The sequence below is a fragment of the Bacteroides sp. ET225 genome, from assembly GCF_024733745.1.
Lineage (GTDB): Bacteria > Bacteroidota > Bacteroidia > Bacteroidales > Bacteroidaceae > Phocaeicola > Phocaeicola excrementipullorum.
In genome coordinates this window covers 30773-54382 of record NZ_JANRHN010000008.1, presented here as the reverse complement: position 1 = coordinate 54382, position 23610 = coordinate 30773, and the positions used below count along the sequence as shown (strand labels likewise).

Below are 23610 nucleotides of genomic sequence, written 5' to 3'. Positions count from 1 at the left end.
ACGTCATTTGCGCAGCTCCCAGAAGGCAACGGCCGAGGCCGCGGCGACATTGAGCGAGTCCACTCCGTGCGCCATGGGGATGCGCACCACGTAGTCGGCCTGCGCTATCGTTTCGTGAGGCAGTCCGTCGCCTTCGGTTCCCAGCACGAGAGCCAGCCGCTGCTCCTGCTTCAAGGCCGGACTGTCGAGCGGAATCGAATTGTCGGTCAGCGCCATGGCTGCCGTGCGGAATCCCATCTGCCGGAGCTCGGACAGGCCGGGATCTGTCCATCCCCATGGAATCAGAAACACCGAACCCATCGACACGCGCACGGCCCGGCGGTTCAGCGGGTCGCATGAGTCGGGTGTCAGCAGCACGGCGTCAATGCCCAGCGCCGCCGCCGAGCGGAATATGGCTCCGATGTTGGTGGTGTCTGTAACTCCCTTTATCACGGCAACCCGCCGCGCGTTCCGGCATACCTGTGCCGTCGTCAGCTGGAGCGGACGGCGCATGGCGCAGAGCACGCCGCGCGTCAGCACATATCCCGTGAGCCGGGAGAGCAGTTCGCGGCTTCCGGTGTAGACCGGAATGCCTTCGCAGCGGGACAGGATGTCTGCCGCGTCGCCTTCGATGTGCTTCTTCTCGCAGAGGATGGACAGCGGCTCGTATCCGGCATCCAGTGCCACGCGGATCACTTTGGGGCTTTCGGCGATGAACACGCCTTTTTCCGGCTCCAGCCGTTGGCGCAGCTGGGCTTCGGTGAGGCTGCTGAACACTTCCGTTCCCGGTTCGTCCAGCGAGGTGATTTCGATTATGGGCATAACTTTTTTGGGGGCAAAGATACGCACTTATCCCGTAAAGGGGGCGTGTTTTGCCGGATTCTTTTTGCGGCGGAGCTTCTTTCGGGCACAGTACTTCCGGCCCCGTTCTGAGGGCTTCGGGAAGCGTCTGAAAAATGACGGGTCATCTTGATTAAAATAACGGCTTGTTTTGTTGAAGATGACGGGTTATTTTTTTATTTTTACGCCAACAATTTTCAGACATGGATATGGCAGCTTTTGATCTGTTTCTGTGGGCGATGTCGGCTGTCGCTCTGGCCGTATTTGTCGCCCTGTATTTTGTGAAGGCCGGCTACGGAATCTTCCGTACCCCGTCGTGGGGAGTGTCCGTCGACAACCGGTGGGCATGGATGCTGATGGAGTGTCCGGTCTTTGCCGTGATGTTTGTTCTGTGGGCGAGGAGCGGCGTGGGCTTTGCCATGCCCCAGTTTCTTTTCTTCCTTCTTTTCCAGTTGCACTACTTCCAGCGTGCGTTCGTCTTTCCGTTTCTGCTGAAGGGCAGGAGCCGGATGCCGGTTGCCATCATGGTGATGGGGATGGTGTTCAATGTGCTCAACGGACTGATGCAGGGCGGCGGGCTGTTCTGGTTCGGCCGTGCGGCCTGGGAGGAAGGAGCCTCCTGCCTGCTTGCGCCCCATGCCATTGCCGGACTTGCGCTGTTTGCCGTGGGGATGGGCATCAACCTCCATTCCGACCACGTGATCCGCAACCTCCGCAAGCCGGGAGATACGAAGCATTATCTGCCGCAGAAAGGCATGTACCGCTATGTTACCTCGGCCAACTATTTCGGCGAACTGCTGGAGTGGACAGGCTTTGCCATACTTACGGCATCCCCCGCCGCATGGGTGTTCGTGTGGTGGACGGCTGCCAATCTGGTGCCGCGTGCCGATGCCATCCACCGCAGGTATTGCGAGGAGTTCGGGAGAGAGGCCGTCGGCAGAAGGAAGAGAATCATTCCGTTTGTTTATTGATTGCAGAAAAATGAAAGACTCGAAACTTTTTACACCGGTTACACTGGGACCGTTGACGTTGCGGAACCGCACCATCCGGTCGGCCGCCTTTGAGAGCATGTGTCCCGGAAACAAGCCTTCGCAGATGCTGCTCGACTACCATCGCTCGGTTGCCGCGGGAGGCGTGGGCATGACCACGGTTGCCTATGCGGCTGTCACGAGAAGCGGCCTGTCGTTCGACCGCCAGCTGTGGATGCGTCCCGAGATAGTGCCCGGCCTGCGCCGGCTGACCGATGCCGTCCATGCGGAAGGAGCGGCTGCAGCCATCCAGCTGGGGCATTGCGGCAACATGTCGCACAAGAGCATCTGCGGCTGTCTGCCCGTGGGAGCCAGCGGAGGCTTCAACCTTTATTCGCCTACCTTTGTGCGCGGACTCCGTGCCGGCGAGCTTCCCGAAATGGCAAAGGCTTATGGCAATGCCGTGAACCTTGCCCGCGAGTCGGGCTTCGATGCCGTGGAAATCCATGCCGGCCACGGTTACCTGATCAGCCAGTTTCTGTCGCCCGCCACGAACCGCCGCAAGGATGCATACGGCGGCTCGCTGCAGAACCGGATGCGTTTCATGGATATGGTGATGGACGAAGTGATGAAGGCGGCGGGAAACGATATGGCCGTGCTGGTGAAAATGAACATGCGCGACGGCTTCAAGGGAGGCATGGAGCTTGACGAAACGCTTCAGGTGGCCAGGCGGCTGGAGCAGTCGGGCGCGCACGCGCTGGTCCTCAGCGGAGGCTTTGTCAGCAAGGCTCCCATGTATGTGATGCGCGGAGAGATGCCGATCCGGAGCATGACCCACTACATGACGTGCTGGTGGCTGAAGTGCGGCGTCCGTCTGGCGGGGAAATGGATGATACCTTCCGTTCCGTTCAGGGAGGCTTATTTCCTGGAAGACGCGCTGAAGTTCAGAAAAGCAGTACGGATGCCGCTGGTGTATGTGGGAGGGCTTGTGTCGCGCGAGAAAATAGACGAGGTGCTTGATTGCGGGTTCGAGGCGGTGCAGATGGCGCGTGCGCTGCTCAACGACCCCGGGTTCGTCAACCGCATGCGTGCGGACGAGAAGGCTCGCTGCAACTGCCGCCACAGCAACTATTGCATCGCGCGGATGTATACCCTTGAGATGGCGTGCCACCAGCATCTGGAGGAAGAACTTCCCCCGTGCCTGAAAAAAGAAATTGATGAAATCGAAAAACGGCAGGCTGCGGACTATGGAGAATAACGGAAAACTGGCGGTCATAACGGGGGCGGACGGAGGCATGGGCAGGGAAATAACCCGGGCGGTTGCCGGAGCGGGCTATCGGGTGATCATGGCCTGCCTGCGCAGACAGAAGGCCGAAGAAGTGCGCGCAAGGCTGCTCCAGGAACGGCCCGGCCTGCAGATCGAGATCCGTAGCCTTGATCTCGCTTCGCTTGCGTCGGTGGCGGAGTTTGCCGGACGGATGCTGGAAGAGGGCAGGCGGATCGGCCTGCTGATGAACAACGCCGGCACGATGGAAACGGGGCTTCACGTCACGGAAGACGGACTGGAGCGGACGGTGAGCGTAAATTACGTGGGACATTACCTCCTGTCGCGGAAGCTTCTGCCGCTGATGGGCGAGGGAAGCCGCATCGTCAATATGGTTTCGTGTACCTATGCCGTGGGGCGGCTGGACTTTCCCGACTTCTTTACCCGCGGACGGAAAGGTTCGTTCTGGCGCATCCCGGTATACAGCAACACGAAGCTTGCGCTGACGCTTTTTACTCTGGATCTCGCTTCGCGCGTGAAAGACAGAGGGATTGTTGTCAATGCGGCCGATCCCGGCATCGTGTCGACCGACATCATCACGATGCACATGTGGTTTGATCCGCTGACCGACATCTTTTTCCGTCCGTTCATACGCACGCCGTTGCAGGGGGCCGCTACGGCCATTCACCTCCTGCTGGACGAGGATGCCGGAAAGCGCACCGGGACATTGAACGCGAACAGTCACGCCAGGCCGCTTTCGGACAAGTATGTGCGCCATGTGCAGATGGGCGAGCTGTGGGAAAGGACAGAAGGGATTGTGGAAAAATGGTTGTAGTTTGAAAACAGTTGTTTTATGAAAGAAGAAAACGTGATACAGACGCAGCGTTACCATTCTCCGTGCGGAGAGCTGGTGCTCGGTTCGCTCGGCGGAAAGCTTTGCCTTTGCAACTGGACGGAGGAGAAGCATCCGGGCAGGGTGGAGCGGAGGCTGCGCAGGCTGCTGGCGGCGGAGTTTGAAGAATCTCCTTCGGAAGTGGTTGGAGAGGCCGCGAAACAGTTGGACGAATATTTCCGTGGCGGGCGGAGGGGCTTCACCGTCCCTTTGCTTTTTGCTGGCACGGATTTTCAGCAGAAAGTGTGGAGGCTGCTGCAAGAAATCCCATACGGCAGTACGCTCACCTATGCCGGGCTGGCGGCCGGGCTGGGCATGCCTGGGGCTGTGCGTGCGGTGGCGAATGCGAACGGTGCGAACGCTCTTTCTCTGTTTGTGCCTTGTCACCGGGTGATCGGTGCAGACGGCTCGCTTACGGGATATGCCGGAGGAACGGACGCGAAAAAATATCTCCTGGACCTGGAGCGCGGCTTTGGCGGTCAGCCTTGTTTCAGCTTTTCCACATAGCTGTCGATGAGCTTCATTTGCGATGGAATGGAAATTCACGTCAGACTGTCGGCAGAGGCTCAACAGCGGATGGCATACCGGCGGACAAATCAGCCTTTCCGCTTTTCTCTGCCTTTTACGGGTGAACCGCTGAACACGTCGCTCATGGGCATCGCGTCAAGGGCAGCATCTATGTTTTTGATCTCTTCGGCAGAAAGCAAGATGTCTGCCGCTCCGATGTTCTCCTTCAGCCGGCATAGTTTGCGCGTGCCGGGAATGGGAACGATCCACGGCTTCTTGCACATCATCCAGGCAAGAGAAATCTGTGCAGGCGTGGCGTGCTTCTGTTCTGCCAGCCTGTCAAGGAGAGAGAACAGCGCCTTGTTCTGCCCGAAGCTCTCCTTCTGGAATTGGGGCATGGAAGCGCGGTAGTCATCAGCCGCATCGAAACGGTCGTTTTCCGTATAATACCGGGTGAGCAGGCCGTTGGCAAGCGGAGAGAAGGCCACGAAGCCGATGCCCAGTTCTTCGAGCACGGGAAAAAGGGACTCGTTCCACCGTGCCATCATCGAATAGCGGTTTTGTATGGCTGTCACGGGACATACACGGTGCGCCCTGCGGATGTATGCTTCGCTTGCCTCCGAAAGTCCCCAGTGGAGAATCTTGCCCTCCTTTATCAGGCCGGCCATCACGGACGCCACCGTTTCCGGTTCTGTTTCCGGATCTGTGCGATGCTGGTAATAGAGGTCGATATGGTCGGTCTGCAACCTCTTCAGGGAGCCTTCGACCGAACGGCGTATTGTTTCCGGACGCGAATCCGTGATGACGGCATGTGTGCCGGACGCCTCCGGATTCTCAAACGAAATGCCGAATTTGGTTGCCAAGACGATTCTGTTTAGGAAAGGTTTGAGGGCTTCTCCCAACAGCTCCTCGTTGTCATGAGGATTGCCGGCGGTGCCGTATGTTTCAGCCGTGTCGAAAAACGTGTAGCCCATATCCACCGCATCTGCCAGCAGTTCGGTCATCTCCCGTCTGTCTGCCGGTGCGCCGTAAGCGTGGCTCATGCCCATGCATCCCAATCCTATGGCGGACACTCTCAGTCCGCTCAAGCCTAATGTTCTGTAGTTCATATTTTGATTCTTATTGTATCGTCGCAAAATTACGGCGGCCGGAGAAAAACCGCTTTACAAGGATTGCGGTAGGACATGCACTTATTTCCGTTTTTGTCCAATAAATGCAAAAAAGCAGGCGTTCCGGGAAGTCTTACGGGAGTTATCGGCTTGAAATATGTATATTTGCGAGGAATACAGGAAAATGAGGATATGGCAGAAACGGAAAATATTATCATAAAGGATACTCTGGACGGACTGGGCACGGACGCTTACAGCAATTACCTCGCCCATGCCCTTTGTCTGGCAGGCAGTTGCAGGCTGAAATACAACGGAGAGGAACGCGAGCTGCAGGCGGGCGACCTGATGATTGTACGCAAGGGCAAGCTGGTGGAACGCATTCGCCCGGCAGACGATTTCCGGGTAAAGGTGATATACGTGACCTCTGAATTTGTCGTACTCTCCACGCCGCTCAGCAACTATGGCATGAAGGGTCAGCTTGCCCTGTTCCTCAATCCCATCATGAAACTGAATGCCGAACAACGCGAGTTGTGCCGCAAGGATTTCGAGATGGTGGAAGCGCGGCTGGCACAGACCGGCCATCATTTCCGCCGCGACTTGCTGATAGCCTCCGTACAGATGCTGATTATTGATTTCTTCGATTTCCATTCCCATCTTTACGGAGTGGACAACATCCCGCAGCAAAGTGCTGCAATTATGAACGGATTTCTCAATATGCTGGAAAACGGGACGTACCGCGAACACCGCGAAGTGAACTGGTATGCCGACAAGCTGTGCGTTACGCCCAAATACCTGTCCGAAGTTTCCCGCAAGATAAGCGGTTACGCCGCCAACTACTGGATAAACCGCTACACCGTGCTCGACATCTCCCGCCTGCTCCGCGACAAGTCGCTGACCTTCGTGCGTATTTCCGACCTGTTCGGTTTCTCATCGCCTGCCTATTTCAGCCGTTACGTGCAGCAGCATCTGGGGGTAAGCCCGACGGAGTATAGGGGCTGATATCCTTGTTAAGTAACTATAACCGCCTATAAAGAAAGAGATAGACATTAAATAGGATATATATGGAACAACAATTTTGTCAAAGTTGCGGCATTCCCCTGACCGATGAGAACAGAGGAACCAATGCCAATGGAAGCCGTAGCGAGGATTATTGCATGTATTGTTACAAGAACGGCGCGTTTACCCAGGATTTCACGATGGGGCAAATGATTGAGTTCTGCCTGCAATTCTTAGACCAATGGAATGCACAGGCTGGATGTAACCTAACTCCCATACAGGCCAAAGAACAAATGCTTCAATACTTCCCGCGCCTGAAACGGTGGAAAGAAAAAGACGAACGGACACTGGCGGAAAAAGCAACCCATTTGCTTGCCCAATGCGAGAACGTGACGGTCGCTTCCATTGATGCCAACGGTTATCCCCGGCCTGTGCAGATGTCCAAGATTGGAGCAAAGGGTTTCCATGAGGTGTGGATGGCGACAAGCGCCGATTCTGTAAAGGTCAATGATTTTAAGGCGAACGACAAGGCGGGTCTTTGTTATGACCATTACGGAGACGGGGTTGCCCTACGCGGAACGGTAGAGGTTATCACGGACGATGCCATCCGCAAGGAAATGTGGCAAGACTGGTTTGCCTATCATTTCCCCGGCGGACCGAACGACCCGAATTATGTGCTTCTTCACTTCGTTGGCAAGGAAGCCACCTTCTGGATTAACGGTGAATTTTCTCACTCCAACATCTGATATTTATGAAATCTGTCGTATCCGATACGCACAACATCGCCGCTTGCGGTCTTTATTGCGGAGCTTGCCGCAAGTTCTTGACAGGGAAATGCCCCGGATGCAAATGCAATGAAAAGGCGACCTGGTGTAAAATCCGTTCGTGTTGTCAAGAAAACAAGTTCAATACCTGCGCTGAATGCTCCCATGATGTAAAGGAATGCAAGGTGTTTTCCAATTGGATAGGCAAGGTGTTCGCTTTCCTGTTCAATTCCGACCGTGCCGCCTGCATCCATTACATCAAGGAACATGGCGAACAGGCTTTTGCCGAAGAAATGACCCAACGTAAATGTCAGACCATTAAAAGAAAATAGAAATGAAAGATTCAGTCATTCGTTTTCTGAGAGAAACCATCATCGGTAAGACCTTGTTTACTGACGATATAATTTACAAACTTGGAGAAGGGCGTATGGAAGGTGTGTATAGCGATCAAATGATGTTTTCTGATTTAGTGGAAACAGAAAACGGCTTCAAATTCAATATGACCACTGTAACCCATGAGTTGGTGTATAACTTGGATGAACAAGGGGTGAGGACAACGGTTGTTAAAGATTATACGGGAACGAGTATGTTTTGTTATGAATTAGCCATGCGGAAAAGCACTAACCAACTGACCGGCTATATGCATTGCGTTTCGACTACGGTAAATAATTCCACAATGGAAGCAGTCGTTTGCGGAATATTTGATGTGGTTTTAGATAAGAAAGAATTGAGATGGCAAGAGAGCCAGTTGCTGTATAGGGATAATCTGATAGGCGAAAATCAATATAAGCCAGTGGCTTTTGATTCTAAAGCCAGATTTTATCTTGACAAAGGGAAAGTTGTCTTTGAGTATCTGCCTACGCTTTGGGAGGTAAATCCTGACACATTGGCAAAAGGATTGTCTAAGGACAATTATCCGCCATACATATCAAAAGAAAGGTAAAGGGGCTGTCATATTTGGAAAATTGCGATTAAGACAAGAATCTGTGGGTATGTGAAGTGCATCCGTTTTGTGTAAAAAAAACGATATGTAAATAGGAATGTATTAGAAATAAGCCACTTATGAGCATTTCTCAAAGAATGAGGCATGACTTGGCAACAGTCGCTATTTCTGCGATATGCGGTATTCTACTTCATCAACTCTGAAACAAAGGTAGCATATTGCCAATAAATGGCAAAAGTGTTTGCTGTTTTAGATTTTCATCAGTTTGATGCAACCGTTTGAAGAATAAACTTTTAGCAGAGTATTTGAGGACCAAAGGTAACGATTTGGCAACCGCCTTTTCCATAAATTTATTGATACTCCATTCTTTCATTGCCGGATGTAGTATTTTAGTTTTTTCCCTGATTGAAATATTCTTCTGCGGCTGCCTTTAAATCCATGCTGATAAGTTCCCACGCATAGCCCCTGTAACAGTCTATCCCTTCAGGGCATTCTTTGAGATCAAAGATTCTTTCAAATCCGGCTTTTATATCGTTTTCCGTAAAGCTCCATTCATCACGCATCATCGCCCATTCTATCATTTCTTTTAGGCTGTACGTGTTGCTGAGTTCGTAAATGTCCCAAAAGTCTTTTTGTCTGGGCTCATCCTGAGTGATTGCCTTGATTTTCATTGCCGCAATCTTTCTTATATCCGCAAGCCTGATGCCATCCGTTTGTTTGACGGGGAAGATAAAGTTTTCCGTATAGAAGAAGTCAGCTTTGATGCAGTCAGCCGGAGATTCACCGATGCGGACAGAATAACCCAAAGCTGGCAGGTCTAAGCTGTCTAGGTTTTCTGAATATGGGAAGTTTTCTTGCAAGAAAATTTTCATGGCGGTGGCATTCATGCTTCCGTAGTCTATGGCTGTAAACAAATCTATGTCTATGGAGCGTCTGTGTCCTAATTGAAGACGTAGACACGTTCCACCAACCAAGTTGAAATCTTTGAATACATCAGATTGCATAATCGTTTTCAGGCAGCGGATTAACTGGGGAGATACGGTTTCGTAATGAAGTTTCATTATACAAATTCTTTAAAGTTTTTTTCTCTTGTTTCTTTTTTCCATTTGCTGTGTGTGTCCTGCAATACAGCCTGTATTGTTTCTTTGCCGTAAAACCTTATGGCTTCTTCTATTTCCTGACTGTTTCCGTATTCAAATATACGCTGAATGACCCATTCCTTGTTTTTTATCCAGTTGATTTTCTCTATTTTCGTGTCCCAAAATAATGCCATGCTGAATTTTGACAGGTCCGGGTGTGTTTCCCTCTCTTTTTCGGTCAGATAGGCATAGACTTCATAATTGGCTTGTATCTTGTAGAAATAGCCTTCAATGCCTATCCCCAAAGCTCTTTCTATGGCAATGGACTGCTGAATCGTGAAAGCTCTTGTTCCGTTAATTAGTTCACTGATTCTTTGCGGATATACACCTGCCTTAATGGATAGTTGCTTTTGGGTTATTTTTGCTTTTCTCAAAATATGCTCCAGAACTTTTCCTGCTGGTGTCCTTTCAGATTTGATATATTCCTCATACATATATTGCTGTGTTTTATATGTTCAAGTACAAAAATACATTCGTTTTTGTAAATAACCAAATTTGGTTGTTGGCTTTCTTTTGGTCTTTTCAGAAAGATAATCTTTCTGAAAGATATTTCAATGTGTCGTTTGCCTTATTATAAAGTAATATATACCCCGTTGGCGGAATTAAATTAGCGTATATTTAACTTTGCCAATGGGACTGTTTTATTGTAGGATTGTAAGTGCGCTAATCTTCCCTATAATTCAGGCAAAATTTCTTATAATCAATTGGTCACACAGCTATGAGAATATCTCAAAAGAAGGGGATATATTCCCTTATTGTGGATATATTGAATAGGCGTAAATGTCAAATCACCCAAAGAGAATAGTAGTATGAAAGGTGTGTATAGCGATCAAATGATGTTTTCTGATTTAGTGGAAACAGAAAACGGCTTCTGTGGGTATGTAAAGCGCATCCGTTTTGTATAACAAACCGCAAAAATGTAGGTACTTGCAGTAATTAGTGTAATAGTCGGCACAAGAATTATGCTGAACTTTGCAGCCGTAAAGTAATGAAATGATGAGAAGAATGACCTACATTGCAATCATAATGGCTGCTATGATGACAGGACTATGGTCTTGTACGGAAAAAACAGAAATCCCTACTGATATGAATGGAAACGGAACAACCAATACTGACAGTTTTCAGATTCAGATGACCCATCCTGTTCCCAATCAATACTTTTCGGAGGCAACAGAGCAGGGGCAGGTAGTAAGAATCGAATATGAATCGAAAGATTATACCCGCGATGACCGTCCTGCCGCGCGGAAGCCTGCCTATGTCTATCTGCCTTACGGATATGACGAGAGCCGGCAATACGATGTCGTCTACCTGATGCACGGATGGACGGGAACGGCAGAGGAAACATTTGAAACATTGGGCGGCGCACAGAAGAACATTTTGGACTGGATGATTCAGCAAGGAGATTGCAAGCCTGTCATCGTGGTGTCGCCCACGTGGGACAAAGACAACCGGGCAAAAGATTGGGGTGAATCGTGCGAGGAAATCGCTGTGTTCCATAATGAATATGAGAATGACCTGATTCCTGCCGTTGAAAGCCGCTTCTCGACATACGCTGAAACGACTGACCGGGCAGGTATCGTGGCATCGCGTGACCACCGGGCTTTCGGCGGCTTCTCGCTGGGCAGTGTGACGACATGGTATATCTTTGAACATTGTTTCGACTTGCAACGCTTTTTCCTGCCGATGAGTGGTGACAGTTGGCACGTTTCGATTTTTGGCGGACAGACGGTGCCGGAGCAGACGGCTCAGTTTCTTGCTTCGGTAGTTCAGGCATCGCCTTACGGAACGGATAACGGTTTTCACGTATGGCACGCCGTGGGAACACAGGATGCACGCTTTTATCAGACCCATAATCAGGCGATGGCATGTATGCAGCTGACCGATGTGTTTACTCCCCATAACTTTTCTTACCACCAGCGAGAGGGAGGGCAACACGATTACAATTCCGTCGTGGAGTTTGTATATAATGCTCTGCCGTTTTTCTTTCCGCCTGAAGCGGGGCAATCTTTCACCCGCACAAGCCGTATCAGTGATGTTATGAATGACCCGGCTTTCGGTAATTGGGGACGGCTGATTTTCCCCGTAGACGAGGGCTATTGGAGCGGCGAGACTTTGGAACAGTTGCGCTTGGTGTGGTATAACTACATAGACCCGGACAAGACCGTTGAAATCTGCAATTACCTGAAGGCACATGCCGGCAGCGTATTTCTTGACATTTATACGGAGGCCGAAAAGCAGGACGACCCGCAGAAGCGCAATACGGGACTGTTCTTTTTCCGGGGAAATCCGGGTGCGCCCTTTGCCGTCTGCAATGCCGGTGGTGCATTCGCGTATGTCGGAGCCATGCACGACAGCTTTCCTCATGCTCTTGAACTGTCCAAACTTGGGTACAATGCTTTTGCGCTCATTTACCGTCCGGAATATGCCTACGAAGACCTTGCCCGCGCCATCACTTATATTTATGACCATGCCGATGAGCTGGGCGTAAGCGCTTCCGGCTATTCGCTTTGGGGAGGTTCGGCAGGAGCACGCATGGCGGCTGTGCTCGGCAATGAGGATTACTTGCAAGAACTCACCGGACGCACGGATATTCCGCAAGCCTCGGCTGTCATCATGCAATATACGGGTTATGGCACGGTTAGTTCGCAAGACGCGGCAACGTACGCCTGTGTCGGTACGAACGACGGCATTGCCTCATGGCGCACCATGCAACGGCGGCTGCAAGGTCTTTCCTCCCTCGGCATCCCGACCGAATTTCATGCTTACGACGGGCATCCTCACGGTTTCGGACTTGGCACGGGGACGGTGGCTGAAGGCTGGCTGACGGATGCTGTCCGTTTTTGGGAAGAAAACCGATAATCGATGGAGCATATTTAAAACTGCCTCATTCCGGACAATCCGTAAAAAAGGTACGACCGTCTGTAATCCGTGTATGGAAGGATGCAACATTATGCCGTACCTTTGTATGTATAGGGAACCGATTAAACAAAGACAATATGGAAACAATCAAACTGAGCAACGGCGTGGAAATGCCGCTATTGGGTTACGGAGTGTTCAAGGTAGCTCCGCAGGAATGTGAACGGTGCGTAAGCGATGCGCTGAATGTGGGTTATCGCCTGATTGACACGGCGCAGGCTTACTTCAACGAGGAAGGTGTAGGAAATGCCATAAGCAAGAGCGATATTGTCCGGCAGGACATTTTTCTGGTGACGAAAGTATGGATTTCGAATGCAGGCGAGGAGAGAGCGGCAGCAAGTATCGACGAGAGCCTGCGCAAGTTGAAGACCGACTATATCGATCTGCTGCTCATCCATCAGGCATACGGCGACGTGTTCGGCTCGTGGAGGGCGATGGAGAAAGCCTACCGGGCAGGCAAGGTGCGTGCCATCGGTGTAAGCAATTTTCAGGCAGGACGTTTCTTCGACTTCGCCCACTATGTGGACATCAAGCCGATGGTGAACCAGTTGCAATGCAATCCGCTCGTCCAGCAACAGGGCATCGAGCCGCTTCTCGCAGAACACGACACGAAGATGATGGCATGGGGGCCGCTTGGCGGTGAGGGTGCCGAAGATGTGGTAAAGAACGAACAGCTTGCTTCCATTGGCGAAGGCTACGGGAAGACCGCCGCACAGGTGGCACTGCGCTGGCTCACGCAGTGGGGCATCGTCGCCATCCCCAAGAGCACGCATGTGGAGCGTATGCGGCAGAATCTGGACATCTTCGACTTTACGCTGACCGATGAAGAAATGAAACGTATTGCCACACTCAACTGTCACGATGCGGGAACGGTGAATTTCGGCGACCCGCAGTTGGTGAAGTTCCTAATTGAGACATACGGGTAAAGAAAAAAGAACTCCCGCAGCGCAGAGAACCCGTTGCGGGAGTTTTTTTGTATAGGCTTTTATTTGAGTTTCCGAGTCACCCTACACGGATTCCCCACCGCCACGCAGTTTGCCGGAATGGAGTGCGTCACCACGCTGCCCGCGCCGATAACGGCATTTTCTCCAATCGTCACACCGGGCAGGATGATTGCTCCGCCGCCTATCCATGCGCCGTCTTCTATCCTGACCGGACGCGCGATGGTGTTGCAGATGTCGTTTCCCTCCATCCAATCCCAAGCCATTCGCTCGCGCACATCGGTGGAATGCGTGGCGGTGTATATCTGCACATTAGGTGCAATCAGGACGTTGTTGCCGATGTCGATGCGGTTATTGTCCACAAAGGTACAGTTCATGTTGATGATAACCTTATCGCCGACGAAGATGTGCTTGCCGTATTCGCAATGGAAGTCGATGTCCACGTGAACCCCCTTCCCGATACTGCCGAACAGTTGGCTCGGCAAAGCCTGTTTGCGTCCGGTATCAGCGTAGTCCGTGGCGTTGAGTTGCGCCAGCAGGCGTTTTGCCCGCACTGTCATTTCCATTATCTTCGGGTCCCGGCCTCCGTTGAAAGGTTCGCCTGCCATACATTTTTCGTATTCTGTCTTCATGTTTGTAGATTTTTTATGGTTCGCTTGTGAAGATAGCGAAAATCAGGGAGAGGGCAAAAGTTATAGTCATAAAATCAGGAAAGCACCTCCGTGCCTCCACAGAGATGCTTCTCTATATCATTTACGTATGTCAAGCCATCACAGCCTTGCTCCCCACACCATCTTTTCTACATCTTCCAGCGTGGCGTTGAAGAAACGCTTCTCCTTGTTGAGCGAGCGCATCTGCTGCATCTCGTCGTCGGTCAACTGGAAGTCGAAGATTTGGATGTTCTCCTTGATGTAGTCGGGATTCGATGCACCGGGGATGACGGAGAAGCCTTCCTGGATGTGCCAGCGTAGGATGACCTGTGCCGGGGTCTTGCCGTGGGCTTCGGCTATCTTCTTTATTACGGGGTCTTTGAACAGGGCACCGCCCGACATGGCACCTCCCAACGGGAACCAGCATTCCATCTGTATCCCTTCTTTTGCGGCTTTCTTGCGCATCTCCAACCGCTGGGCGTAAGGGTGGCACTCTATCTGGAGTACTTGAGGCTTGATAGTCGCTGCTTTCATAATCGTGTTCCACACCTCATCGTTCGCATCGAAGTTGCTGATGCCGAGGGCACGCACTTTGCCCATCTTCACCGCCTTTTCCATGTCTTTCCATGCGCCTACGAAGTCGCCCACGGGCTGGTGAACATAGAGCAGGTCGATGTAATCCAGTTGCATCCGCTTCAGCATCTCGTCGATGGCTTTCAGCGTCTTTCCCTCGCCGTATTCCGTGGGCCAGAGTTTGCTGGTAATCCAGATTTCCTCGCGAGGTATACCGCTTTCCTTGACTGCACGCCCCACGCCCGCTTCGTCCTGATAGGCATGGGCCGTGTCGATGTGCCGATATCCGGCTTTCAAGGCAGTGAGGCACGACTGTTCGCACACTTCGTCACTGGGCTGGAGGAATGTGCCGATGCCGAAGCGGGGCATCTCCACGCCGTTGTTCAACTTGACCATCGGCACACCGGCCGTCGTTGTTTTCTCTTGTGCACAGGTAGCACATACGCCGCCACATAGTATCAAGGCGGCCAGCAGAAGTTTTTTTAGTGATTCCATACTCTTTTTTATAAACTGAATAATTGTCTGTTTGCAATAAGGCGGAGATGGCAATGACACCGTTCACAACAGTGGCTTCCGTCAGTCTCAGCATACTGCATCGGCTGGTATTACTGCCGCTCTTTTTATTTCCCACTCTTGATGTCTTCTGTGGTTGATGCAAAGGTAGGTGATGCCCGTGTAAACGGACTTACATAAAATTCGGGAGGATGTGCTGTTTTTGCGGTAAAATAGCTGTCGGAATAACAGCTTTATGTTAGAGGAGGCTCTTGGTGCAGATAAACTTCCATTCAAGGAACTATGTAGAAATCAGGTGTCGTTTGTCCAATTTGCCAGATGGCAGTTCCTTAAATTGTTGTGAAATATGCTCTTTCCCAAAGCAACAATGGTTCGTGTCAAAGAAATGAATTACTTTTGTCGAAAAGACTCGGAACCATGAAACAACCTGATGGCTTGCAAATAGGGCACTCTCTCGACAAGGAGAAAGATTTCAAGATAGCGTGTGATGTTGTTCATCTGAAATTATTTTTGCAGGCGGAATCAGATGCGGCGATCCCGTAACCGATGAACATTATTGAAAGATGGTGGAAGTTCACCAGGAAATCCGTTTTGCATGGCGATGGTGTGGCAGGCTTGCGAAAATATATCAGGCCTTCAAGGATTTTCCAGAGGAAATAAACCGCAAACGGCAGCTGCACTTTGAGCCTCCTACAGAACTGTATGGACAATGATTTTGACGGGCAAGTTACGCAAAAGGAACAGAAATATCTTTTGCTAATCTGCCGGAATCCGGCGGTTTTTCCACAGAATTTTCTTAACTTTGTCAACCGATTCTAAAAGTTATCCAGTTATGAAGTTTATAGGAATAATTCCGGCAAGATATGCATCCACACGTTTTCCTGCGAAGCCTTTGGCTATGTTGGGAGGAAAGCCTGTGATTCAGAGAGTGTATGAACAGGTGGCAGGCGTTTTGGACGACGTCTGTGTGGCAACCGACGACGAACGGATTGAAAAGGCTGTAGAAGCTTTCGGCGGCAAGGTTGTCATGACATCCGTCAATCATAAAAGCGGAACCGACCGTTGCTATGAAGCCTATTGCAAGGCAGGGAAAGGGTATGATGTGGTAGTGAACATCCAAGGCGACGAACCTTTCATTCAGCGCTCGCAGCTGGAGGCGGTGAAGGCTTGTTTTGATGATGAGGCGACTCAAATAGCTACGTTGGTGAAACCTTTCCGTCCGGAAGACGGATTCGATGCGCTTGAAAATGTAAATTCGCCGAAAGTAGTGGTGAACAGGCAGATGCAGGCACTTTATTTCAGCCGCTCCATCATTCCGTTCCAGCGCAGCCGCGACCGTAAGGATTGGCTGGCAAATCATGTATACTACAAGCACATCGGACTTTACGCATACAGGGCTTCGGTCTTGAAGGAAATCACCGCATTGCCCCAGTCGCCGCTTGAGCTGGCAGAGTCGCTCGAGCAGTTGCGCTGGCTTGAAAACGGCTATACCGTCAAGGTGGGCATCAGCGATGTGGAAACGATCGGCATTGATACGCCGCAGGATCTGGAGCGGGCAGAAGCATTTTTAAACCAACACCCGGAATTGAGATGAGTACGCTTGACAGAACCGTGGCTCCCGAAATCCGCCAGTTGGATGACTTTTCGATCGTGTGTCCGGAAAGGCGCGTGATGCGGAACGGCATGCCGCTCTTTACCATAGAAGCAGGAAGTGAAGATGTCGTGCGTTTTGACCTGGTGATTAAAAGCGGACAGCTTCAGCAGGAACAGCCCTTGCAGGCTGTGTTTACGAACCGTATGCTCAGGGAAGGGACGCGTAACCTTTCGTCGGCGGAGATCGCTGAAACGCTGGACTATTATGGAGCGTGGCTTGATCTTTCAGTGTCGGTGGATTGCAGTTATGTGACACTCTATTCGCTGTCGCGCTATTTCAGCAAGACGCTTGAAGTGGTGGCCTCAATGGTTATGGAGTCTGTGTTTCCGGAAAAAGAATTTGCTGTGATCCGCGATATCCACAAGCATCAGTTTATGGTGAACAACCAGCGGGTGGACGTGCTTTCGCGCAAGCAGCTCTGCCGTTCGCTCTTCGGAGAGAGGCATCCGTTAGGCAGGTATGCCGAACTGGATGACTATGACCGTATCGGCGTGGAAAGCCTGAAGGAATATTACCGCAGGTTCTATCGTTCGGGCAATTGTTCGGCTTATCTGTCCGGACGTGTTACTCCAGACACGGTCCGTTGCGTGGAAAGGCTGTTCGGGGATGCGGAGTGGGGCGAACGCTCGTCCGATTTTGTCCTTCCCCAGCCGGTTATAATTACGGATACCCGCAAGCGCGTGTTCGTGGAGAAAGAGGATGCGATGCAGAGTTCGGTGAAGATGGGCGGATTTACGCTCGACCGGAAGCATCCGGACTACCTGAAGCTGCGTGTACTGGTAACCCTCTTCGGCGGCTATTTTGGCAGCCGGCTTATGTCGAACATACGCGAAGACAAAGGTTATACCTACGGAATCGGAGCGGGGCTGGTCGTTTATCCGGGAACCGGACTGCTGATGATCAGCACGGAAACCGGAAACGAATACGTGGAGCAAGTGATAAAAGAGGTCTATCATGAAATGGACAGGCTGAGGGAGGAGCGCGTGTCGGACGAAGAGCTGGACATGGTGCGCAACTATATGCTTGGTGATATATGCCGTTCATACGAAAGCCCCTTTTCGCTTTCTGACGCATGGATCTTTATCGAAGCATCGGGACTGGATTATGACTTTTATGACCGCTCGCTTGCCGCCGTGCGCGACATTTCCTCCGAAGATATTCTGTCGCTTTCGCGGAAGTACTTCTGCAAAGAAAATTTAATAGAGGTGGTGGCTGGTAAAAAAGTATGAATCCGGAATCCGATTACTGACCAAAAAAATTAATTTTGAACTCTATAATTAACAAGAAGAATAATCTAATGAATAAATATAGCATTTTGTTGTTTGCCCTTCTGGCTGTGGGGACGAATTCCGTTTCGGCTCAGATGTCTTTGGGATATTATAAATTCAAGGATGGGGCCGAATATACCGGAGAACTGAAAGGGCGGCGGCCGAACGGAAGAGGGCGTACTGTGTTTAAGAACGGCGACGTGTATGAGGGTGAATATGTGAAGGGGAAACGCCAGGGGCAGGGTACCTATACTTTCAGCGACGGGGAGAAGTATGTGGGCGAATGGTATCAGGACCAGCAGCATGGAAAAGGAACTTTCTATTTTATGAACAATAACCGTTACGACGGGTTCTGGTTTCAGGACTTTCAGGAAGGGAAAGGCACCATGACTTATTATAACGGCGACTTCTATGACGGAACATGGCATCAGGACAAGCGTGACGGAAAGGGAACCTATATATGGAAAGGAGGAGCTACCTATAGCGGAGAGTGGAAAAATGACTTGAAGAACGGACAGGGTACCATGACGTGGGAAGACAATTCGAAATATGAAGGCGAATGGAAAGACGGAATGCGTGACGGAAAAGGCACTTTCTACTATACCAACGGTGACAAGTATGTGGGCGACTGGAAGAACGACGTGCAGGAAGGAAAGGGAATCTATTATTTTCAGAACGGAGAAAAATACGAAGGCGATTATGTCAACGGAGAACGCACGGGAGAGGGCATTTATACTTACCCCAACGGCGACAGGTATGTCGGACAGTTCTCCAACGGTTGGCAGAACGGCAAAGGCACGTTCACGTGGGCGAACGGAGCGATTTATGAAGGCCAGTGGCTGAGAAACCAGCGTTCGGGAACGGGAACCTACAAGTGGGCGAACGGCGACGTGTACGAAGGACAGTGGAAGAACAACATGGCTGAAGGCGAAGGCACATTGCGTACGGCCGACGGCTCTGTATATACAGGCGGATTCGTGAGAGGCAAGGAAGACGGCAAAGGCACACTCGTGAGCAAAGACGGAATCCGTTTTGAAGGCTTTTTCAAGCAGGGAAAGAAGGACGGGCCTTTTGTGGAAACCGATGCGGACGGCAAGGTGATCCGGAAAGGCACATTCAAGTATGGACGTTTGCTGGAGGAAAAGAAATGAAACTGAATTTACAGGAACTGACGGAGAAGGTGCGTGCGCTGGCTGTGGAAACAGGAAGCTTCATCCGTCAGGAAAGAAGCCGGTTCTCCCGCGAACGGGTGGAGAAGAAACATGCGCACGATTATGTTTCTTATGTAGACAAAGAGTCGGAAAGAAGAATTGTAGCCTGCTTGAGGGAGTTGCTTCCCGAGGCAGGTTTTATTGTTGAGGAGGGCAGTGCCGGATTTTCCGGAGAGCCTTATTGCTGGGTGGTCGACCCCTTGGACGGCACAACCAATTTTATCCACGACAATGCTCCTTACTGCGTCAGCATCGCTTTGCGTGACCGCGAGGAAATCCTGATAGGAGTTGTGTATGAAATTTGCAGGGATGAATGTTTCTGGACCTGCAAAGGCGATTCTTCGTACCGGAACGGCGAGCCGGTTCACGTTTCGGACGTGGATTGCGCGGACAATGCTTTTCTGGCTTTGGGCCTGCCGTACGATGCGGATGCCTACAGGCCGGTGTTCCGGAAGCTGGTGGACGGCGTTTACGGGAAGGTGGCGGGGACGAGAGTCGTAGGCGCTGCCGCAGCCGAAATGTGCTATGTGGCATGCGGGCGTTTTGATGCAAGGGTAGAGGCTCTTCTCGGTCCGTGGGACATTGCTGCCGGCATTCTGATTGTGCAGAATGCGGGAGGGCGTGTTACCGACTTCTGCGGAGGGGACAGTTATGAGCAAGGCAGCCAGGTCGTGGCGTCAAACGGGAAAATACATGATTTTCTGTTGAAAATCCTGGCAGGCTCTTAAAAAACGCCCTTTTTTTTCGGATTATCAGAATATATTTCGTAAGTTTGTGTAGCTCAAGCCGTACAGGTATGGGCTGAATCGGATTATTAATATTAAAACATTGCATTATGGTTATCGACAAATTAGAAAATCTGGAAAAGTACGTAGCTTTGAATCCTTTGTTCGTACAGGCTGTGGAGTTTCTGAAATCCACTGACCTGAATGCGCATGAAATAGGGAAGGTGGTCTTGAAGGAAGGCGAACTGACCGTCAATTTCTCGCAGACCCGCCCGAAAACGAAAGAAGAGGCCAGGATTGAAACGCATGACAATTTCATCGATATCCAGATTCCGCTGTCGGGAGTGGAGCTGATGGGCTATATGCCTCGCACAGATCTTCCGGAAGCTTCTTATAATCCGGAAAAGGATATAACTTTCTATGAAGGTCTGGCCACCGACTATCTGACTGTCAAACCGGGGATGTTTGCCATATTCTTTCCTGAAGACGCTCATGCGCCGGGGGTAACTCCGGATGGAGTAAAGAAAGTGATTGTGAAAGTTCGCGCGAAATAATTGTCAAACAAAATAACTGATACTATGGATGAGGTTTTGAATATCATCAAAAATGATCCGTGGCTGGAGCCGTATGCTGATGCCATCAACGGACGTCACCAACACGCTGTTGCCAAGGAAAAAGAATTGACGGGGAAAAAGAAATTGTCGGACTTTGCCGACGGGCACCTTTATTTCGGACTGCACCACACCGACAAAGGATGGGTGTTCCGCGAATGGGCGCCGAATGCTACAGAGATTTATCTGATCGGCGATTTCAACGGGTGGAAAGAAATGCCGGCCTATAAGATGAAGCGTCTACGCAACAGCGGCAACTGGGAAATCAAGCTTCCGGAGAAAGCGATGAAGCATGGCGACCTTTACAAGCTGAAAGTTCACTGGGAGGGAGGCTGCGGAGAGCGTATCCCGGCATGGGCAAGAAGGGTTGTGCAGGACGATGTCACAAAAATATTCAGCGCGCAGGTGTGGAATCCTGAAAAGCCGTACAAATTCAAGAAAAAGGCCTTCACGCCAAACGTGGGTCCGCTTATGATTTATGAATGCCACGTAGGAATGGCGCAGGACGCCGAACGTGTGGGAACCTACAATGAGTTCCGCGAAAATGTGCTTCCGCGCGTGAAGGAGGACGGCTACAACTGCATCCAGATCATGGCCATCCAGGAACATCCTTATTATGGCAGCTTCGGCTATCATGTTTCAAGTTTCTTTGCTCCTTCCTCACGCTTCGGAACGCCTGACGAACTGAAGCAGCTGATTGATGCGGCTCATCAGATGGGCATCGCCGTAATTATGGATATCGTGCATTCGCATGCGGTGAAGAACGAGGTGGAGGGACTGGGCAATTTTGCCGGCGATCCGTGCCAGTATTTCTATCAGGGCGACCGCCGGGAACATCCGGCCTGGGACTCTCTCTGCTTTGACTATGGCAAGAACGAGGTGCTGCATTTCCTCTTGTCAAACTGCAAGTACTGGCTTGAAGAGTTCCGCTTCGACGGATTCCGTTTTGATGGAGTGACTTCGATGCTCTATTACAGCCACGGTCTGGGCGAGGCTTTCTGCAACTACGGGGACTATTTCAACGGACATCAGGACGACAATGCAATCTGTTACCTGACCTTGGCCAACAAGCTGATTCATGAAGTCAATCCGAAGGCAATCACCATTGCAGAAGAGGTGTCGGGCATGCCGGGACTTGCCGCGCCGATAGAAGATGGCGGATACGGTTTTGACTACCGTATGGCGATGAATATCCCCGACTACTGGATCAAGATAATCAAGGAACGGCGTGATGAGGACTGGAAGCCGTCGAGCCTGTTCTGGGAAGTGACAAACAGGCGTAAGGATGAGAAGACCGTTTCCTACTGTGAAAGCCATGACCAGGCTTTGGTGGGCGACAAAACCATTATCTTCCGTCTGATTGACGCTGACATGTACTGGCACTTCAGGAAGGGTGATGAGAACGGCGTGGTGGAGAGAGGTATCGCTCTGCACAAGATGATCCGTCTGCTCACGGCCTCTACCATCAACGGCGGTTACCTGAACTTTATGGGAAACGAGTTCGGCCATCCCGAATGGATCGACTTCCCGCGTGAGGGCAACGGATGGTCTTACAAATATGCCCGCCGCCAATGGCATCTGGTTGACGACAAGAGCCTGTGCTATCATTATCTGGGCGATTTTGACAAGGCGATGGTGCATCTGCTCACCGATGTGAAGAACATCCAGAAATCGGATGTGATCGAAGTCTGGCATAACGACGGAGATCAGATTCTTGCTTACCGCAGAAAAGACCTGGTATTTGTGTTCAACTTCAACCCGACCCGTTCATTCACCGACTATGGTTTCCTGGTTCCGCGCGGAGCATACGATGTGGTGCTGAATACGGACAACAAGGCTTTCGGCGGCTTCGGATTCTCTGACGATTCGCTCCGCCACTTTACTTGCGCTGACCCGCTCTATGCGAAGGACAAGAAAGAATGGCTGAAATTGTACGTACCTGCCCGTTCCGCCGTAGTCTTGAAACGGGTGAAAGCTTAGTTTTTGTTTATGAGTTATTACGCCAATTCATTTCATAAGAAGGCCGCACGCATCATGATCGTGGTTTGCGGTCTTCTTTTTTCTGTTTTCAGTTTTGTTTATCTGTATGTGTTCCAGCGCGAGATGCTTGAAGCCCTGCACTATTCGCTGGCGCATGGGAAGACGCATTTTGCTCCGGCGGTGAGTGCCATTGTCATCACGCTGATTCTGCTGCTGCTCAGATGGGGGGTGAACAGCCTGCTGGGGCTCAAGGGATATGTGCGCGCCTTGTCGTATGTCCCTTCCTTCCTGGTGCTGTGCGCTTTGACGGACGTTGGGCGCGATGTCTATACCTCGTCGTACCACTCATGCTGGGTGTGGCTTCTTCCGCTTCTGATCATTGTCTTTATAGGCGTGACATACTGGTTGAGGGGAGTGTTCAGAATCCGTTTGAACCAGGAAGACAATACGATGGGGATTGTCAACGGCAATCTGTTCATCCTGCTTGTCTTGTGCGTAATGACTGTTCTTTGCGGTAATTCAGACAGGTCATTCCATCATGAATTGCAGGCCGAATATTATCTCCGCAACCGCGACTACGGACGGGCGATGCAGGTGGGCGAGAAGTCGCTCGAAGCCAGCCGGACATTCACTGCCTTGCGCGGCATGGCCATGGCGCGGACAGGTTCGATGGGCGACCGTTTGTTTGACTATCCGCAGTATTATCGTTCGGACGGGCTTTTCTTCCCCGATGATTCATTGCAGACGCTCCGGTATACAAACGATTCCATCTATTACCTTTTGGGGGCAAGGCCGTATAAGGGGGAGGACCGGAATGTCTTTCTCCGCAACATCTGTTATAAGGGAACCGGAAAATATACTTCGCTCGACTACTATCTGTCGGCGCTGCTTCTTGACAAGAATCTGGAGGAGTTTGCAACGGCGGTAAACGACTTCTTTGAACCCGAAGATACGCTGCCCCGCTTCTATCGTGAGGCGATGGTGCTCTACCATTCACAGCGTTCCGACTCCGTCGCTTTAGCGGCGAGGGATTCGTCGTGCGTGCGCCGGTTTATGGAGTATAAAGAGAAGGGAAAGGAGTATGTTTCGGCCAAGGAGCGCGAGAACTGGCTGCGCAGGCATTACGGAAATACTTACTGGTGGTATTTTGATTATCAGAACTGACAG

24 protein-coding genes are annotated in these 23610 nt (G+C 51.1%); 18 read left to right on the top strand and 6 right to left on the bottom strand.

Annotated elements, in window-relative coordinates; genetic code table 11:
• Positions 1-3: 3 nt before the first annotated feature.
• Positions 4-801, bottom strand: a complete 798-nt coding sequence (locus NW212_RS05600; protein WP_258337665.1) for an RNA methyltransferase — start codon at positions 799-801, stop codon at positions 4-6.
• Between the two features lie 221 nt (positions 802-1022).
• On the opposite strand from NW212_RS05600, the gene NW212_RS05595 reads away from it, so the two are divergent.
• From NW212_RS05595 to NW212_RS05580, 4 genes are read left to right on the top strand one after another with little or no spacing between them, the layout of a single operon-like run.
• The gene (locus NW212_RS05595) at positions 1023-1790 is read left to right on the top strand and encodes a DUF1295 domain-containing protein (RefSeq protein ID WP_258337664.1); all 768 of its coding nucleotides are present in this window, start codon (positions 1023-1025) and stop codon (positions 1788-1790) included.
• Positions 1791-1800: 10 nt separating this feature from the next.
• Positions 1801-3045, top strand: a complete 1245-nt coding sequence (locus NW212_RS05590) for an NADH:flavin oxidoreductase (RefSeq protein ID WP_258337663.1) — start codon at positions 1801-1803, stop codon at positions 3043-3045.
• Complete coding sequence (locus NW212_RS05585; protein ID WP_258337719.1) at positions 3035-3886, top strand: SDR family oxidoreductase; 852 nt, start codon at positions 3035-3037, stop codon at positions 3884-3886. The genes NW212_RS05590 and NW212_RS05585 overlap by 11 nt, the downstream gene beginning before the upstream one ends.
• A gap of 18 nt (positions 3887-3904) precedes the next feature.
• Positions 3905-4450 carry a methylated-DNA--[protein]-cysteine S-methyltransferase gene (locus NW212_RS05580; RefSeq protein ID WP_258337662.1) on the top strand — a complete coding sequence of 182 codons (546 nt, stop codon included), beginning with the start codon at positions 3905-3907 and terminating at the stop codon, positions 4448-4450.
• A gap of 89 nt (positions 4451-4539) precedes the next feature.
• Here NW212_RS05580 and NW212_RS05575 read toward each other — a convergent pair whose 3' ends face one another.
• On the bottom strand, positions 4540-5559 hold the full coding sequence (locus tag NW212_RS05575; RefSeq protein WP_258337661.1) for an aldo/keto reductase: 1020 nt from the start codon (positions 5557-5559) through the stop codon (positions 4540-4542).
• 192 nt (positions 5560-5751) lie between these two features.
• Here NW212_RS05575 and NW212_RS05570 point away from each other — a divergent pair, with 192 nt between their 5' ends.
• From NW212_RS05570 to NW212_RS05555, 4 genes are all read left to right on the top strand, one after another.
• On the top strand, positions 5752-6558 hold the full coding sequence (locus NW212_RS05570) for an AraC family transcriptional regulator (protein WP_258337660.1): 807 nt from the start codon (positions 5752-5754) through the stop codon (positions 6556-6558).
• A 62-nt stretch (positions 6559-6620) separates the two neighbouring features.
• Positions 6621-7301: a zinc ribbon domain-containing protein gene (locus tag NW212_RS05565; protein WP_258337659.1), complete on the top strand. Its 681-nt coding sequence runs from the start codon at positions 6621-6623 to the stop codon at positions 7299-7301.
• 5 nt (positions 7302-7306) lie between these two features.
• The gene (locus NW212_RS05560; protein WP_258337658.1) at positions 7307-7651 is read left to right on the top strand and encodes a DUF3795 domain-containing protein; all 345 of its coding nucleotides are present in this window, start codon (positions 7307-7309) and stop codon (positions 7649-7651) included.
• 2 nt (positions 7652-7653) lie between these two features.
• Positions 7654-8262, top strand: coding sequence for a hypothetical protein (locus tag NW212_RS05555; protein ID WP_258337657.1), 609 nt, complete (start codon positions 7654-7656; stop codon positions 8260-8262).
• A 389-nt stretch (positions 8263-8651) separates the two neighbouring features.
• Here NW212_RS05555 and NW212_RS05550 read toward each other — a convergent pair whose 3' ends face one another.
• Together NW212_RS05550 and NW212_RS05545 are read right to left on the bottom strand one after the other, a co-directional pair.
• On the bottom strand, positions 8652-9323 hold the full coding sequence (locus NW212_RS05550) for a nucleotidyl transferase AbiEii/AbiGii toxin family protein (protein WP_258337656.1): 672 nt from the start codon (positions 9321-9323) through the stop codon (positions 8652-8654).
• Positions 9323-9835: a helix-turn-helix transcriptional regulator gene (locus NW212_RS05545; RefSeq protein WP_258337655.1), complete on the bottom strand. Its 513-nt coding sequence runs from the start codon at positions 9833-9835 to the stop codon at positions 9323-9325. Before NW212_RS05545 ends, NW212_RS05550 begins: the two co-directional genes overlap by 1 nt.
• A gap of 571 nt (positions 9836-10406) precedes the next feature.
• Between NW212_RS05545 and NW212_RS05540 the strand changes: the two genes are divergently transcribed.
• Both NW212_RS05540 and NW212_RS05535 read left to right on the top strand, forming a co-directional pair.
• Positions 10407-12260 carry an alpha/beta hydrolase-fold protein gene (locus tag NW212_RS05540; RefSeq protein ID WP_258337654.1) on the top strand — a complete coding sequence of 618 codons (1854 nt, stop codon included), beginning with the start codon at positions 10407-10409 and terminating at the stop codon, positions 12258-12260.
• A 137-nt stretch (positions 12261-12397) separates the two neighbouring features.
• The gene (locus NW212_RS05535; RefSeq protein ID WP_258337653.1) at positions 12398-13243 is read left to right on the top strand and encodes an aldo/keto reductase; all 846 of its coding nucleotides are present in this window, start codon (positions 12398-12400) and stop codon (positions 13241-13243) included.
• Positions 13244-13302: 59 nt separating this feature from the next.
• On the opposite strand, the gene NW212_RS05530 is transcribed toward NW212_RS05535, so the two are convergent.
• A complete protein-coding gene (locus tag NW212_RS05530) occupies positions 13303-13890 on the bottom strand; it encodes a sugar O-acetyltransferase (RefSeq protein ID WP_258337652.1) in 588 nt (195 codons plus the stop codon).
• 138 nt (positions 13891-14028) lie between these two features.
• Positions 14029-14976 carry an aldo/keto reductase gene (locus tag NW212_RS05525; RefSeq protein ID WP_258337651.1) on the bottom strand — a complete coding sequence of 316 codons (948 nt, stop codon included), beginning with the start codon at positions 14974-14976 and terminating at the stop codon, positions 14029-14031.
• A gap of 435 nt (positions 14977-15411) precedes the next feature.
• Between NW212_RS05525 and NW212_RS05520 the strand changes: the two genes are divergently transcribed.
• The 8 genes from NW212_RS05520 to NW212_RS05485 all read left to right on the top strand — a co-directional run bounded on the left by NW212_RS05520 (position 15412) and on the right by NW212_RS05485 (position 23607).
• On the top strand, positions 15412-15537 hold the full coding sequence (locus tag NW212_RS05520; protein ID WP_258337650.1) for a hypothetical protein: 126 nt from the start codon (positions 15412-15414) through the stop codon (positions 15535-15537).
• A gap of 289 nt (positions 15538-15826) precedes the next feature.
• Positions 15827-16588, top strand: coding sequence for a 3-deoxy-manno-octulosonate cytidylyltransferase (kdsB, locus tag NW212_RS05515; protein ID WP_258337649.1), 762 nt, complete (start codon positions 15827-15829; stop codon positions 16586-16588).
• On the top strand, positions 16585-17877 hold the full coding sequence (locus tag NW212_RS05510; protein WP_258337648.1) for a pitrilysin family protein: 1293 nt from the start codon (positions 16585-16587) through the stop codon (positions 17875-17877). The genes kdsB and NW212_RS05510 overlap by 4 nt, the downstream gene beginning before the upstream one ends.
• 68 nt (positions 17878-17945) lie before the next feature.
• On the top strand, positions 17946-19067 hold the full coding sequence (locus NW212_RS05505) for a phosphatidylinositol-4-phosphate 5-kinase (protein WP_258337647.1): 1122 nt from the start codon (positions 17946-17948) through the stop codon (positions 19065-19067).
• Positions 19064-19855: an inositol monophosphatase family protein gene (locus tag NW212_RS05500; RefSeq protein ID WP_258337646.1), complete on the top strand. Its 792-nt coding sequence runs from the start codon at positions 19064-19066 to the stop codon at positions 19853-19855. Before NW212_RS05505 ends, NW212_RS05500 begins: the two co-directional genes overlap by 4 nt.
• Positions 19856-19962: 107 nt before the next feature.
• Positions 19963-20406 (top strand): YhcH/YjgK/YiaL family protein, encoded by a 444-nt coding sequence (locus tag NW212_RS05495; protein ID WP_258337645.1) that lies wholly within the window; start codon positions 19963-19965, stop codon positions 20404-20406.
• A 24-nt stretch (positions 20407-20430) separates the two neighbouring features.
• Complete coding sequence (locus NW212_RS05490) at positions 20431-22443, top strand: alpha amylase C-terminal domain-containing protein (protein ID WP_258337644.1); 2013 nt, start codon at positions 20431-20433, stop codon at positions 22441-22443.
• Positions 22444-22452: 9 nt separating this feature from the next.
• Complete coding sequence (locus NW212_RS05485) at positions 22453-23607, top strand: DUF6057 family protein (protein WP_258337643.1); 1155 nt, start codon at positions 22453-22455, stop codon at positions 23605-23607.
• The last annotated feature ends 3 nt before the right edge of the window (positions 23608-23610 follow it).